The sequence below is a fragment of the Alteraurantiacibacter aestuarii genome, assembly GCF_039523595.1.
In the GTDB taxonomy this organism is placed as follows: domain Bacteria; phylum Pseudomonadota; class Alphaproteobacteria; order Sphingomonadales; family Sphingomonadaceae; genus Alteraurantiacibacter; species Alteraurantiacibacter aestuarii.
The window spans coordinates 1,448,863-1,461,721 of record NZ_BAAAFP010000002.1 but is presented as its reverse complement, the minus strand read 5'-3'; the positions used below and the strand labels follow the sequence as shown (position 1 = coordinate 1,461,721).

The 12,859-nt window shown below is 61.9% G+C and carries 11 protein-coding genes; 8 read left to right on the top strand and 3 right to left on the bottom strand.

The features are described from left to right. The 4 genes from ABDZ98_RS10635 to ABDZ98_RS10620 are packed head-to-tail and all read left to right on the top strand — an operon-like array spanning position 1 to position 3,434. A complete protein-coding gene (locus tag ABDZ98_RS10635) occupies positions 1 to 726 on the top strand; it encodes a biotin--[acetyl-CoA-carboxylase] ligase (RefSeq protein ID WP_343807475.1) in 726 nt (241 codons plus the stop codon). Beyond that, positions 727 to 1,506 carry a type III pantothenate kinase gene (locus tag ABDZ98_RS10630; RefSeq protein ID WP_343807473.1) on the top strand — a complete coding sequence of 260 codons (780 nt, stop codon included), beginning with the start codon at positions 727 to 729 and terminating at the stop codon, positions 1,504 to 1,506. It abuts the gene before it with no gap. Then, complete coding sequence (locus tag ABDZ98_RS10625; RefSeq protein WP_343807470.1) at positions 1,503 to 3,152, top strand: ribonuclease J; 1,650 nt, start codon at positions 1,503 to 1,505, stop codon at positions 3,150 to 3,152. The genes ABDZ98_RS10630 and ABDZ98_RS10625 overlap by 4 nt, the downstream gene beginning before the upstream one ends. A 6-nt stretch (positions 3,153 to 3,158) precedes the next feature. Continuing rightward, positions 3,159 to 3,434, top strand: a complete 276-nt coding sequence (locus ABDZ98_RS10620; protein WP_343807467.1) for a DUF1467 family protein — start codon at positions 3,159 to 3,161, stop codon at positions 3,432 to 3,434. A 58-nt stretch (positions 3,435 to 3,492) separates the two neighbouring features. Here the strand turns inward: ABDZ98_RS10620 and ABDZ98_RS10615 are convergent, their stop codons facing one another. Further along, entirely contained in the window at positions 3,493 to 6,066 is a 2,574-nt protein-coding gene (locus tag ABDZ98_RS10615) for a coiled-coil domain-containing protein (RefSeq protein ID WP_343807464.1), read from the bottom strand. Between the two features lie 70 nt (positions 6,067 to 6,136). Here ABDZ98_RS10615 and ABDZ98_RS10610 point away from each other — a divergent pair, with 70 nt between their 5' ends. Genes ABDZ98_RS10610 through ABDZ98_RS10595 form a run of 4 tightly spaced genes read left to right on the top strand, consistent with a single transcriptional unit; the run spans position 6,137 to position 10,087 of the window. After that, on the top strand, positions 6,137 to 6,442 hold the full coding sequence (locus tag ABDZ98_RS10610; RefSeq protein WP_343807462.1) for an Hpt domain-containing protein: 306 nt from the start codon (positions 6,137 to 6,139) through the stop codon (positions 6,440 to 6,442). 56 nt (positions 6,443 to 6,498) lie between these two features. Continuing rightward, positions 6,499 to 7,701 carry a hypothetical protein gene (locus ABDZ98_RS10605; RefSeq protein ID WP_343807459.1) on the top strand — a complete coding sequence of 401 codons (1,203 nt, stop codon included), beginning with the start codon at positions 6,499 to 6,501 and terminating at the stop codon, positions 7,699 to 7,701. Between the two features lie 52 nt (positions 7,702 to 7,753). Further along, positions 7,754 to 8,692 (top strand): hypothetical protein, encoded by a 939-nt coding sequence (locus ABDZ98_RS10600; RefSeq protein ID WP_343807456.1) that lies wholly within the window; start codon positions 7,754 to 7,756, stop codon positions 8,690 to 8,692. A gap of 3 nt (positions 8,693 to 8,695) precedes the next feature. Beyond that, positions 8,696 to 10,087 carry a sensor histidine kinase gene (locus ABDZ98_RS10595; RefSeq protein WP_343807453.1) on the top strand — a complete coding sequence of 464 codons (1,392 nt, stop codon included), beginning with the start codon at positions 8,696 to 8,698 and terminating at the stop codon, positions 10,085 to 10,087. A gap of 9 nt (positions 10,088 to 10,096) precedes the next feature. Here ABDZ98_RS10595 and ABDZ98_RS10590 read toward each other — a convergent pair whose 3' ends face one another. Further along, on the bottom strand, positions 10,097 to 11,383 hold the full coding sequence (locus tag ABDZ98_RS10590) for a citrate synthase (protein ID WP_343807450.1): 1,287 nt from the start codon (positions 11,381 to 11,383) through the stop codon (positions 10,097 to 10,099). Between the two features lie 29 nt (positions 11,384 to 11,412). Further along, a complete protein-coding gene (gene gltX / locus ABDZ98_RS10585; protein ID WP_343807447.1) occupies positions 11,413 to 12,849 on the bottom strand; it encodes a glutamate--tRNA ligase in 1,437 nt (478 codons plus the stop codon). Positions 12,850 to 12,859 lie beyond the last annotated feature (10 nt).

Genomic DNA, 12,859 nt, shown 5'->3' with positions numbered 1-12,859 from the left:
TTGTCACCACGGCTGACCTTCGTCCCGCAAACCGGATCGACCAACGCCGATCTGCTCGCCCGGCTTCAGGCCGGAGAGGCGCTTGCAGAGAATGACTGGCTGATCGCGGACCGGCAGGTGCAGGGGCGCGGGCGGCAAGGCCGGCAATGGCTGGATGCACCAGGCAATTTCATGGGCTCCACCGTGGTCAGGATCGGCCCGCATGATCCGCCGCCTGCCAGCCTGTCATTCGTGACCGCGCTGGCTGTTTATGAAACCGTGCTGCCACGCCTGGCCGATCCGCATGCCCTGCGGCTCAAATGGCCCAATGATCTGATGCTGGCCGGGCGCAAGTTGTGCGGGATATTGCTGGAGCGCGCGGGCAACTGGGCGGTGATCGGCATCGGCGTGAACCTGGCGCAGGCTCCGGCAATTGCAGACCGTGAGACTGGCGCCGTATCGCAAGCGGGCACAAGGCCGGAGCGGGACTTGTTCGCGCAGGATCTGGCAGTCAATTTCGCCACCGAAGTGCAGCGCTGGCGGGAATTCGGGACAGAGGCGATCTTCAATCGCTGGCAGGCCGCCGCCCATCCGGTGGGAACACCGCTGACCGTTCATGACGATAGCGGCAGGAAGGTTTCCGGCACATTTGCCGGGCTGGGCGCTGATGGCGCTTTGCGCTTGCGCTTGGAGGATGGCTCCTCACATGTCATCCACGCAGGCGATGTAATGCTGGAGGCGCGCTAGATGCTGCTCGCGGTTGATGTTGGAAATACCAATGTGGTGTTCGCCCTGTTCGACGGGGAGGAAATGCGCACGCGCTGGCGCATCGCCACCGATCCTCGCCGAACGGGTGATGAATATGCCGTATGGCTGCTGCAACTGATGCAGATAGAGGGCATTGCCCGTAGCGAAGTCGACACGATGATCGTTTCCAGCGTTGTCCCGCGCACGCAGCACAATCTGGATGTGCTGGCGCGCAAGTACTTCCAGGTCGAACCCTTGTTCGCAGGTGAGGGCGCCGCTGCGTGGAATATTGAGATCGACGTCGAGGAACCGCGCTCTCTGGGGGCGGACCGGGCGGTCAATGCGATCGCGGCCCACGCCCGCTATCCCGGTGACCTGATCGTCATCGATTTCGGCACTGCCACCACCTATGACGTGGTTGATTTCAACGGCGCCTACAAGGGCGGCATCATCGCGCCGGGCATCAACCTGTCGCTCGATGCACTGGTCAACAACACTGCCAAGCTGCCGCGCATCGCCATTGAACAGCCGCGCGATAACACGGTGATCGGCCGCAATACCGAAGACCAGATGCTGATAGGTGTGTTCTGGGGCTATGTTGCCATGATGGAAGGGCTTATAGCCCGGCTGCGGGCGGAGATCGGACGCCCCAGCAAGGTCATCGCAACAGGCGGCCTTGCCGTCCTTTTTGACCAGCATACCGACATTTTTGATGCCGTGGATACGGACCTGACCCTGCGCGGTCTGGCCATGATCGCACAGCGAGCAAGGAATACATGAAAAAGGATTTCACCCCCGAAGACGAACTGCTGTTTCTGGCACTGGGAGGTTCGGGAGAGATTGGCATGAACGTCAATCTCTACGGCTGTCAGGGCAAATGGCTGATGGTCGATCTGGGAATGAGCTTTGGTGCCAATGAATATCCCGGCACGGAGCTGATGTTCGCCGATCCCGAGTTCATCGAGGAGCGGGTCGATGACCTGCTCGGCATCGTGCTGACCCATGCGCATGAGGATCATATCGGCGCGATCCCCTATTTTGCAGGGGATCTGGGCGTGCCGCTTTACGCCACGCCATTCACCGCCGACCTGATCATGCGCAAGCTGGAGGAAGCCGGACTGGCCGACCAGGTGGAGCTGAACGTGATCGATGAGGATCACGGATCGCTGGAAATCGGTCCGTTCGAAATCACCTACATCCCGCTCGCCCACTCGATTGCAGAGGGCAATGCGCTGCTGATCGAAACGCCATACGGGCGCATCTTCCACACCGGCGACTGGAAGCTGGATGAAGAGCCGATTGTTGGCGAACCGGCGACCGAGGAAGAGCTGATGGAAATCGGCGACGAGGGCGTATTGGCGCTCGTCTGCGATTCCACCAATGTGTTCAACCCGCAGGCCTCAGGCTCCGAAGGGGCCGTGTATCGCGGCTTGCTGGAGGAAGTCGCGCGCCACAAGGGCAAGCGCGTGATGGTGACCACCTTTGCCTCCAACGTCGCGCGTTTGCAGACGCTGGGCGAAGTGGCGCAGGAAACCGGTCGGCAATTGTGCGTGGCAGGTCGTTCGCTCGATCGCATCATCGAAGTTTCCAAGGCCAATGGCTATCTCAAGAACTTCCCCAAGACGCTGGATTTTGATGCTGCCATGCGCGTGCCGCGCGGGCAGATCATGTTTCTGGCCACGGGCGGGCAGGGTGAACCGCGTGCAGCGCTGGCCCGCATTGCCGATGAGAACCATCCCATCTCGCTGGAAGAAGGCGACGTAGTGCTGTTCTCCAGCCGCCAGATTCCCGGCAATGAGCTGGCCATCGGTCGCGTGCAGAACATGCTGGCCTTGCGCGGCATCGTGATGGTTTCCGACAGGCAGAGCGAAATCCACGTCTCGGGCCATCCCGGACGGCCGGAGCTGGAAACCCTGTATGACTGGCTGCGGCCCGAAATCCTTGTCCCCGTGCATGGCGAAATCCGCCATATGAAGGAGCAGACACGGGTCGGGAAGGCCAAGGGCATCCCGTATAATGTGTTCCAGAAGAACGGCGATATCGTCCGCCTTGCACCCGGCAAGCCGGGCAAATTGGCGGAAGTACGCACGGGCCGCCTGGTGCTCGATGGCGAGGTCATCGTGCCTTCCGATGGCGATGCCATCACCATGCGCCGCCGCCTGTCGCGCGATGGCCTGCTGATCGTCATGCTGGCCAAGGGCGGAGAGATCCAGGTGGAAGGCATAGGCCTGCCGCTGGATGAGGATTACGATGCCTTTATCGAAGAAGCCGTGGCCGATGTGCGCAAGGCGCTCTCGCGCCTGAAGGGTGCCGCCGGACGCGACCGGGAGACGGTGAAGGAAACGGCCCGGCTTGCGGCGCGCAAGGCGGCGCAGCGCTGGTCCGGCAAGAAGCCGCAAACGCGCGTGATCCTGCCGCTGGAGTAACCGGTTATGAAGATCACCTCGATTGTCGCGATCTATGCGCTGTTCTGGGTCATGTCAGCATTCCTGCTGCTGCCGTTCGGCGTGCGCACGCATGATGAGCTGGGATTGCCCAAGGTGGCGGGTCAGGCAGACAGTGCTCCGGCCAATTTTCGCCCCGGGAAGCTGGCCTTTCGGGCCACGTTGATCGCGGCTGCGCTGACCGGCATCTTCATCGCCAACTACCAGTTTGGCTGGATTACCGCGGAAGACATCAACTTCTTCGGCACACCACCTGAATATTGATGCGATTATTGATCGCCTGAATTCCGATAGTCTGAATTCTGATAGTCTGCGCTGGCTCTCAGTCGCGCAGGCGCTCAATCGCCTGTGCCAGCGCGACATAGAGCTTGCCCATGTCCGATGACAGCAGCGTCACCGCCAGCGCATTGCCATCGCGGGTGGACAGGACATTGCGCAGCATCGCTTCGAAGTCGTGGATGTAGCGGTTCACGGCCTCGCGGAATTCCGCATCATCCTGATAGATGTCGCTGACCGCGCGGGCATCGTGATTGTCCAGCAGACGCACGGCGCGGCGGGTGAAGATACCGCGATCACCGCGCAGGTAGCTCGCCCATGAGGTATCGGTCACTTCATTGTCGAAGGCCTTGGAAATATCGATCGAGCAGGAATTGAGGCTATCGGTGATCAGCGCCATCCTGCGGGTGAAATCGCTGTCCACCTGCTCCGCTGCCCGTTCGCGGGCCTGGCTTACGCGCTGTTCAAGATTCCCGGTCAGTTCATTGACGATGGCCAGCTGGTTGCGCAGCTCGGCGGCGGATTCGCGACCGCGTTCGCCGGCATTGTGCGCCGCTTCCTGCAATTCGGCGATGGCTGCGCTGGCGCCTTCGCGCAGCGCCTGTTCGATGGCGCTGCTGCCCTGCGTGCCGATCCTTTCAGCAATCTCGCGCACCGCATCGGTCTGCTCGCTGCGCAGCTTGCTGACCATCTCACCCGATGCCGCCTCCATCTCCGCTATCGCGGATTGCAGCTCGGTCCGAGCCTGTTCGGCCAGAGCGGTCGACTGCTGGGCGAGCTCCGCCATGCGGGCCTCCAGCGCTTCGATCGTTTCCAGCGAAGCGCGCGATTCCAGCGATGCTGTGCCCACGTGATCGGAGAGCAGGCTGCCCTTGGCCTCGGCCTGCACAATCGTATCGCGCAAGGCCATTGCCTGTTGTTCGAACTGGCTCAGGCGACTTTCAGCCTTGCCGATGGAATCGCACAATGCGCCCTGCGAGTAATCCGCGCTCGAGCGGATGATTTCCAGCAGGCGGACGCTGTCATCGGTCAGGCGGCCGACAAATGTGCCGTTCTCTTCCAGGATCGCCCGGCTATGAGACAGGCGTTCGGCCAGCAATTCGCTCGCCTCGCTCAGCCTGCCGGTTTCCTGCTTTCCTTGCTCGGACAGGCGTGACAGCTCCTGATCCAGAGCTGCCAGTCGCTGCGCCAGGGCGTCGCCGCGTTCGGCAAGGCCCACAACATGCGCCAGATGCTCTTCCTGCCTCTCGTTCACCTGCTGGTCGAATGCCGAGATGCGGCCCTGCAATTGCGCCAGCGCCTGCTCCTCGCGCTGAACGGCCAGTGCCTGCCGGCGTGCAAACTCTTCGTCAAACGCCTCGGTGCTCTGCTTGATCGACGTGTCGGCGCGTTCGGCGATCTGCGACAGTTTCTCAAGCCGGGCGCGGGCGCTTTCGATGGCGGCTTCGTCAATCCGGCTGACAGTGCCAATGGCGTCGGTCATCCGCGCCTGCAGCCCCTCGATAGCGGTCTCCCACAGGCGCTGCGTTTCGGTCTGTCCATCGCGCATGGACAGGGTCAGGCGATCAGCCTCGCTACGCAGATCGGCAATGCGTTCGCGCATGTCCGCAATGGCCGCTTCCTCGCGCGCGCGCACTTCGTCGCTGCGGGCTGAAAGTTCGGTCTGCAGTTCCTCCGCCCGGCGCCTGATGGCCGCCAGAGTATCTGTTTCGCGTGCTTCCAGCTCCTGCCGGAAGTCCTCGCTCTGCCCTCGCAGGGCTTCAAAGCGCGTGTTGCACAGCTGTTCCAGCGCAGTGGTCTGCGCCTCGAACGATGCGAGCGTGTCGCCGACCTTGGCGCGCAGCCCTTCGACCTGGGCCGTGCTGGCCTCACCAAACTGGTTGAGCCGATCAAAGCCCGAGATCATTTCGTCCAGCTGCCCCTGCGCAGTGATCCCCGCATTGCCGATCTGGCTGGCCACATCGCGCGCGGCATTGGCAATCACCGGCAGACGATCGCGCAGCTTTTCCATATTGGAGAGCGCGGTATCGCTGACCTGGCCGATGGAATTCACCTGTTCGCCATTTTCACGGATAAGCTGTTCCAGCCGGTCCGCATTGGTGCTCAGCCGCTCGCTCGCCACCCGGCCCAGCGATTCCAGATCGCGCGATTGCGATGCGATGAAGTCCCGTGCCAGGCTCAGCTCTCGATTGACCGCGACAAGGCGCGTTTCAAGACCTTGCGATTCGTGCGACAGCAACCGCGCGGTTTCCCCAAAACGCGCGGCTTCGCGGGTGGAATTGCGCATGGCGAGCAGCCAAACGCCGATCACCAGCAACACCGGCACGGACCACGATACGATCCAGTCCGCCCATGCCTGCGGCGGGGCGCCAGCAAGAATCTCCGACTGGTGAATCCAGCCAAAAAAGCCGGTCCAGCCCATGATGGCAATCACGCCAAGCGTTGGAATAATCCACCCGGTTGAGCGGCGCGGGGCTTCTTCCTCCCACGCATCTTCAAAGTCAGCAGCATCTTCGGGATAGGTCTCAGCTGCCTCAGGCGTGGGCTGATCCTCTGGACCAGGTCCAGTTTCCGGCTCGTCAGAGGCACCAAGTGCCACCAGGTTCTCGCGTCTGCTCATCGGCCACCAATACCAGTCCGTGCGCGCCTGTTAAACCCCGCCTTAACACTAACGCTCCTATGGCGGCAGCATGGCTTATGAAGCAGCTGATTTTGATGCCAATCTGGTGGCAGCGGCAGGCGACGATACGGCGCTGCGGGCAGAGCTGCGCGCGTGCTTCATGGAAAGCCTGCGGGGACAGCTGGACCTGTTGCAGAGATCGCGCTGCGATGGGAACTGGGAAGTTGCCGCGTTGCGCCTGCGGGCGCTGGGTACCAGCTTTCATGCGCTGGAACTGATGAGACTGGCGGATGAAGCGCTGGATTCCGCGCCGGGTGACCCGGTGATCCTGCGCAAGTTGCGGCAATTCGTGGAAGAGTTTGCCAACCGCTCCTGATTGCCATTGGTCGAGAGGCCCTTGGCAGCATCGCGCCCGCGCCCTAGCACTGCGATGTGAGTGAAACGCCAAAAACCGCCGATGCCGTGCTGGTCACGCTGCCCGATGTTGACGGGCAGGGCAGGGGCCAATTACTCGGCAAGTCGCTGGCGCTCAGACAGTTCGAGCTGGCCAGAATGCTCGGCTGTTCGCGGCTGATCGTGCTGGGGAACGATCTCTCGCCCGAGGGGATGGACCTGCGGCACAAGGCCGAGAAGGCCGGAATGATCTTTCAGGTCGCCTCTGGGCCACACGCGCTGATGGCCTTGCTGGCACCGCAGGACAGGCTGCTGGTGCTCCACCCCTATTTGCAGGCTGAAACCACCGCGCTTTTCGCCGATGTTCCGGAACAGGGCATGGTGGTCACCGTGCCAGCGGCGGCAGGGGTCGAGGCGGGATTTGAAAGAATTGACCTGACGCGCGCGTGGGCGGGCGTGCTGATTCTGCGCGGGGGCCTGCTTTCGCGCCTGCTTGACCTGGCAGAAGATAGCGAAACTGCGCCAGCCCTGCTGCGAATTGCGCTGCAGGCGGGCCTGCCCGAACGCATGCTGGACCAGTCCTTGCTGGCCGAGGGCAGGTGGAGCTTGCCCGGCGGCGGTCCTGGCGGCGGCCCCGATGGGGGCGAGGAAATGCAGATCGCCGAGGAGCGCTGGATTGAGCGGCATTTAGGGACAGGTCGGCCCGGATCACTGTCTGCATGGATAGCCCGGCAGATCACCCGCCGCTTTGCACGCCAGATGCTTTCGCGCGCGGCACTGCTGCCTGTCTTGCTGATCGGCGCCGTTCTGCTTGCCGGTGCTGCCGGATATGCAGGGTGGAGCGGCCAGGCAATTGCTGCATTTGCGATGATTGGCCTTTCCGCTTTGACGCTGGAAGTGGCGATCACGCTTTCGCGCCTTCGGGCAGCGCCCTTCGGCTCTGCCGGTCCGTGGGACCGCCTGCGCCTGTTCATTGACGTGATGTTCCTGACTGCTGCGGTCCTGCTTGTTCAGGGTCCGTGGTTCCGGCAGATGTTTGCCCCACTGGTGCTGATGAGCGGACTGTATCAACCCGTTGGATCCGCTCCCCGGTCGCGCTTTCCCGACATGCGTGATCGTGCCTTGCTGGGCGGCGGCATGGCGGTGCTGGCCGCCTTCCTGCCTGCAGAGCAGGTGGTGATGGCTGCGGCGATGGCAGTTCTGGCCGTTAACCTCATATTCGGTTTGAAGCGGCACGGATAACGCGGGTTTAACTCTATTGGGTTATGGCGCAGCTATGATTGACGACATCCAGATGGACCGACCAGTTCAAGACGCTGAAGATATCCTGCGCGGCGAACTGCAGCGCGGGGATCTTGTGATCGCCACCACCAGGCCGATCCTGCGGCATTTGCTGGCCACCAGCGACCAGTCGCTGTTCAGCGATATGGTCATTGCCCGTGTGCGCGGCATGATCGGCCATGTCGCCCGGCAATTGCTTTTTGCACGCGGGCAGGCCGATGGCGTTGAGGATCTGGGCAGCTATGCCGATCTGAGAGAAGCTCGGCTGACGCAGATGCTGATGGAAGATTCGGCATTTCTGGCTCACGCCCATGCGCAGACGCTGGAAATGCAGCTGGCCGATCAATTGCAGCGCCGCAGCGGGATCGATCTGGTCCTGTCCCCCCTGTTGCAGGAACTGGCGGCGTCCACCGATGCGCAAATGGCTGCGCTCTCGATGCGCGTTCTGGCAGAGCAGGCACGCTTTGTGCAGCAGCAGCGGCGGATGGAACTGCCACTGGCCGAACTGCCCGGCGATCTGTTCCACAGGGCGCTGCTCATCCTGCGCACTCTCGACGATGAAGCCGATGGGGCGCAGCGGACCGAAGCGGGCCTTCGCGACCGGTTTGACGAGAGCAACAGCCGCCTTGGCCTGATCACCCGGCTGATCATGGGGATGGGCAAGACAGCACCGCGTGCGCTGGCCATCGATCATGGCGGGCTGGCGGTTTTTGCCACGGCGCTGGCAATGGCATCGGGTCAGGATCGCAATCTGGCGATTTATTCCTTTGGCGAGAACCAGATCGCGCGCCTCGCCCTTTCCATGCGTGCTGCCGGGCTGAAACCCTCCGCGCTGGAGGAACAAATTCTCTACATCCATCCCGATATCTCCATGCCTGCCGGACTGGATATGATTTCGGGCGATCAGGCAGCCGCCATGCTGGCCTCCTCCATGCCGGACGTGGCGGGCTGATCCATGTCTGGGACCGGCCCCTTCACGGCCCGCGCACGAACAGATGCGCGTGACTGGCTTGTCGAGGCGGACGAACCGCTAGCAGGCATGCAATTGCGCGGTGGCGGGGAACTGCCCGGTGCGCTGATCGCGCCTGCTATTCTGGAACTGGTGCGCAAGGCCCGTGAGTACCGGCTCAAGCTGGCACGTGCGATCACCGCCCGCGACGGCGATGAGCGGGTGACCGCCTGGGTTGAGGTTCAGCCCGATAGTGATGGCGCAGGCTGTAGGCTCGCCATTTCCAACTGGCAGAGCGAACCAGCCACAGAACCTGCACCCGATGCAGATCGCGCGCGGCAGATTGCTTTGGTGCGCCAGCTTTCCGAACTTTCGGCAAGGCTTGACCCGCAGCAACAGATTCTCACCGTCGACAGCCAGTGCGATGAATTATCCGATCTGTACCGCAAGATGCACGAAGGCATCGGTAGGCCGTGGACCGATTTCGTCGAACTGGAAGGCTTCAGCCATCGCCAGCCGATGCACTGGCGGCTGCTGGATGGCGCGAGTGTCGCCATCGAAGGATCGGCGCGCAGCTGGCGTGCCCATCTGGTGCCACTCGGCCAGCCACAGGCGGGACGTAACGGCTTTGAACTGCATTTGTGTGCGGCAGAGCCTTTGCCAGAAACCCATCACCAGCCGTCTTCCCGTGCGCAGAAGCCGGTGGAGCGCGGCATGGGTATTGGGCTTGAGATCGCCCCGGTCCTGCGCCAGCCGGTGACTCGCATCATCGCCAATGCGGAGACAATCCGCACCCAACTAGCCGGTCCGCTGGCCGATGAATACAGCAATTATGCCGCCGACATCGCCTCTGCGGGCGAGCATTTGCTGGCGTTGATAGAAGACCTGACGACGCTGGAACTGGTGGAGGAGGAGGATTTCAATCCTGCCCCCGATCAGATCGACCTGGCCGATATTGCCCGGCGCGCCGCGGGCATATTGGGTGTGCGCGCGCAGGAACGTGAAATCACCATCGACACTCCAAAGACCGGTGAGACGGCTCTCGCCATCGGTGAATTTCGCCGGGTGTTGCAGATCCTGCTCAACCTGCTCGGCAATGCCATTCGCTATTCCCCCAAGGGTTCCGAAATCTGGCTGAGGGTGGAGGAGGATGAAGGCCGCGCGCGCATCATCGTGGCCGATCAGGGCGAAGGGCTGAGCGAGGAAGAACAGCGCCGCGTGTTCTCCAAGTTCGAAAGGCTGGGGCGCAGCGGAGACGGTGGTTCAGGCCTGGGCCTGTATATCTCGCGCAGATTGGCGACCGCCATGCACGGATCGCTCAGCGTGGAGAGCGCCAGGGGGCAGGGTGCCCGCTTCATTCTGGAATTACCGGCGGACGACCAGTCACCCGCCGGCTGAATTCGCGTTCTAGCGCTTGTCGACTGGCACGTAATCGCGCTGCGTCGGCCCGGTATAGAGCTGGCGCGGACGGCCGATGACCTGTGCCGGATCGGAAATCATCTCATTCCACTGCGCAACCCAGCCAACCGTGCGGGCAAGGGCGAACAGCGCCGTGAACATGGTCGTCGGGAAGCCGATCGCGGACAGGATCACGCCCGAATAAAAGTCCACATTGGGGAACAGCTTCTTCTCGATGAAATATTCGTCATTCAGCGCCAGTTCCTCAAGCCGCAGAGCGGTTTCGAACAGCGGGTCCTGAACGTTCAGCGCCTCAAACACTTCACGCACGGTCTTCTGCATCACAGCAGCACGCGGATCGTAGTTCTTGTACACGCGGTGCCCGAATCCCATCAGGCGGAACGGATCGCTCTTGTCCTTAGCGCGCTCGATATAATGCGGGATGCGATCGGGCGTGCCGATTTCGCGCAGCATGTTGAGCGCCGCCTCATTCGCGCCGCCGTGCGCCGGACCCCACAGGCAGGCAATGCCCGCTGCGATACAGGCGAACGGATTGGCGCCCGAAGAACCGGCCAGACGGACCGTGGAAGTCGATGCATTCTGCTCGTGATCGGCGTGAAGGATGAAAATCCGGTCCATCGCCTTTTCCACTGCTGGATGAATCTCATATTCCTCGGCCGGAACGCCAAAGGTCATACGCAGGAAATTGCCGGTATAGCTCAGCGAGTTGAGCGGCTGCATGAAAGGCTGGCCGATGGAATACTTGTATGCCCAGGCCGCGATGGTGGGCATCTTGGCAATCAGCCGGTGGCTGGAAATCTTGCGATGTTCCGGATCGGAGATATCGGTGCTGTCGTGATAGAAGGCCGAAAGGGCACCCACCACGCCGCACATGATCGCCATCGGGTGCGCATCGCGGCGGAAACCCTGGTAGAACTGGCGCAGCTGGTCATGCAGCATGGTATGCCGCGTGATGGTGTAGCTGAAGTCTTCCAGTTCATCCTTTACCGGCAGCTCTCCATTGAGCAGCAGGTAGGAGACTTCCATGAAATTGGAATGTTCGGCCAGTTGGCCGATGGGATAGCCGCGATGGAGCAGAACGCCCTCATCGCCATCGATATAGGTCAGCGAACTTTCGCACGATGCGGTGGATTTATATCCCGGATCGAAAGTGAAAGCCCCGGTTTTCCCGTAGAGCTTGCGGATATCCACCACATCGGGACCGGTGCTGCCAGACATGACCGGAAAGTCATGCGTCTGACCGCCGAAAGTGAGCTGCGCCTGTTTATCCGCCAAATCCAGTCTCCTTGCGCTAATTCATTCCGTCAGCCGGAAGCTTGCGCGTCAATTCGCGCAAGACTTTCTTCCCGGCCCAGAAGTGCCAAAACATCGAAAATACCCGGCGAGGTTGTTTGCCCCGTGAGTGCCGCGCGGAGCGGCTGCGCGAGTTTGCCGAGGCCCAGCCCCAACTCCTCTGCATAGGTCTTCAGATTGGCCTCCAACGCTTCCGTTGTCCAGTCCGAAACGGCGCGCAAACGCGCGGAAATCTGCGAAAGATGCTTGCGCGCCTCGTCATTGAGCAGACTTGCGGCATTTTCGGACATTTCCAGCGGACGCTGTTTGAACAGGAAGGCAGCGCCAGTGGCCAGTTCGATCATGTCGCGCGCGCGGGTCTTGAGCACGGGCATGGCCTTGGTCAGCAGATCGATATCGACATCAGGGCCGATCATCGGCGCTGCGATCCCGGCCAGCCGTGCATCATCGGCTTCGCGAATATAATGGCCGTTCATGTTGAGCAGCTTCTTCATGTCGAAGCGGCTCGGGCCCTTGTTCACATCGCGAATGTCGAACAGCGCAATCGCTTCCTCGCGGGTGAATTCTTCCTTGTCGCCGTGGCCCCAGCCAAGGCGCAGCAGGTAATTGAACAGCGTTTCGGGCAGAATTCCCAGCTCATCGCGATAGGCATCCACGCCCAGCGCGCCGTGGCGCTTGGAAAGCTTGGCGCCGTCATTGCCGTGGATCAGCGGGACGTGGGCATAGACCGGATCTTCCCAGCCATCCTCAATTCCCCGCATCGCGCGGATCACCTGCAACTGGCGGAAGGCATTGTTCAGATGGTCATCGCCGCGGATGATGTGGGTGCAGCCCATATCCACGTCATCGACCACCACGGCCAGCATGTAGGTTGGCGTACCGTCAGCGCGCAGCAGGATGAAATCGTCGATTTCCTCATTCTTCACTGCCACGCGGCCCTGCACGGCATCCTCGATCACAATCTCGCCGGTGGTTTCGGTCTTGATCCGCACGGTAAATGGCGTGCCTTCGGGTGCCTCCGACGGATCGCGATCACGCCAGCGGCCATCATAGCGCAGCGGCTGCTTGTTGGCGCGCTGCTGCTCGCGCATTTCGGTCAGCTCCTCGGGCGTGGAGAAGCACTTGTATGCCCTGCCGGCCTCCAGCAGCTTGTAAGCCACTTCGGCATGGCGATCGGCGCGCTGCGACTGGAACACCGGCTCCCCGTCGAATTCCAGGCCGAGCCAGTCCAGCCCGTCCAGAATCACGTCAATCGCTTCCTGCGTGCTGCGCTGCTTGTCGGTATCCTCGATCCGCAGCAAAGCCTTGCCGCCGAAATGCCGCGCATAGAGCCAGGAAAAAAGACCCGTGCGCGCATTGCCGATATGCAGAAAGCCGGTGGGGGAGGGCGCAAAGCGGGTGACAACCGGACGGGTAGTGCCGCTGCCGATGTCGCTCTTGCTTGCCATAAGGGTCTGA

Bases quoted from the DNA above. Each gene is read 5' to 3' on its own strand.
- ABDZ98_RS10630 (WP_343807473.1), top strand. From the start codon at position 727: ATGCTGCTCGCGGTTGATGTTGGAAATACCAATGTGGTGTTCGCCCTG.
- ABDZ98_RS10625 (WP_343807470.1), top strand. From the start codon at position 1,503: ATGAAAAAGGATTTCACCCCCGAAGACGAACTGCTGTTTCTGGCACTG.
- ABDZ98_RS10620 (WP_343807467.1), top strand. From the start codon at position 3,159: ATGAAGATCACCTCGATTGTCGCGATCTATGCGCTGTTCTGGGTCATG.
- ABDZ98_RS10615 (WP_343807464.1), bottom strand. From the start codon at position 6,066: ATGAGCAGACGCGAGAACCTGGTGGCACTTGGTGCCTCTGACGAGCCG.
- ABDZ98_RS10610 (WP_343807462.1), top strand. From the start codon at position 6,137: ATGGCTTATGAAGCAGCTGATTTTGATGCCAATCTGGTGGCAGCGGCA.
- ABDZ98_RS10600 (WP_343807456.1), top strand. From the start codon at position 7,754: ATGGACCGACCAGTTCAAGACGCTGAAGATATCCTGCGCGGCGAACTG.
- ABDZ98_RS10595 (WP_343807453.1), top strand. From the start codon at position 8,696: ATGTCTGGGACCGGCCCCTTCACGGCCCGCGCACGAACAGATGCGCGT.
- gltX (WP_343807447.1), bottom strand. From the start codon at position 12,849: ATGGCAAGCAAGAGCGACATCGGCAGCGGCACTACCCGTCCGGTTGTC.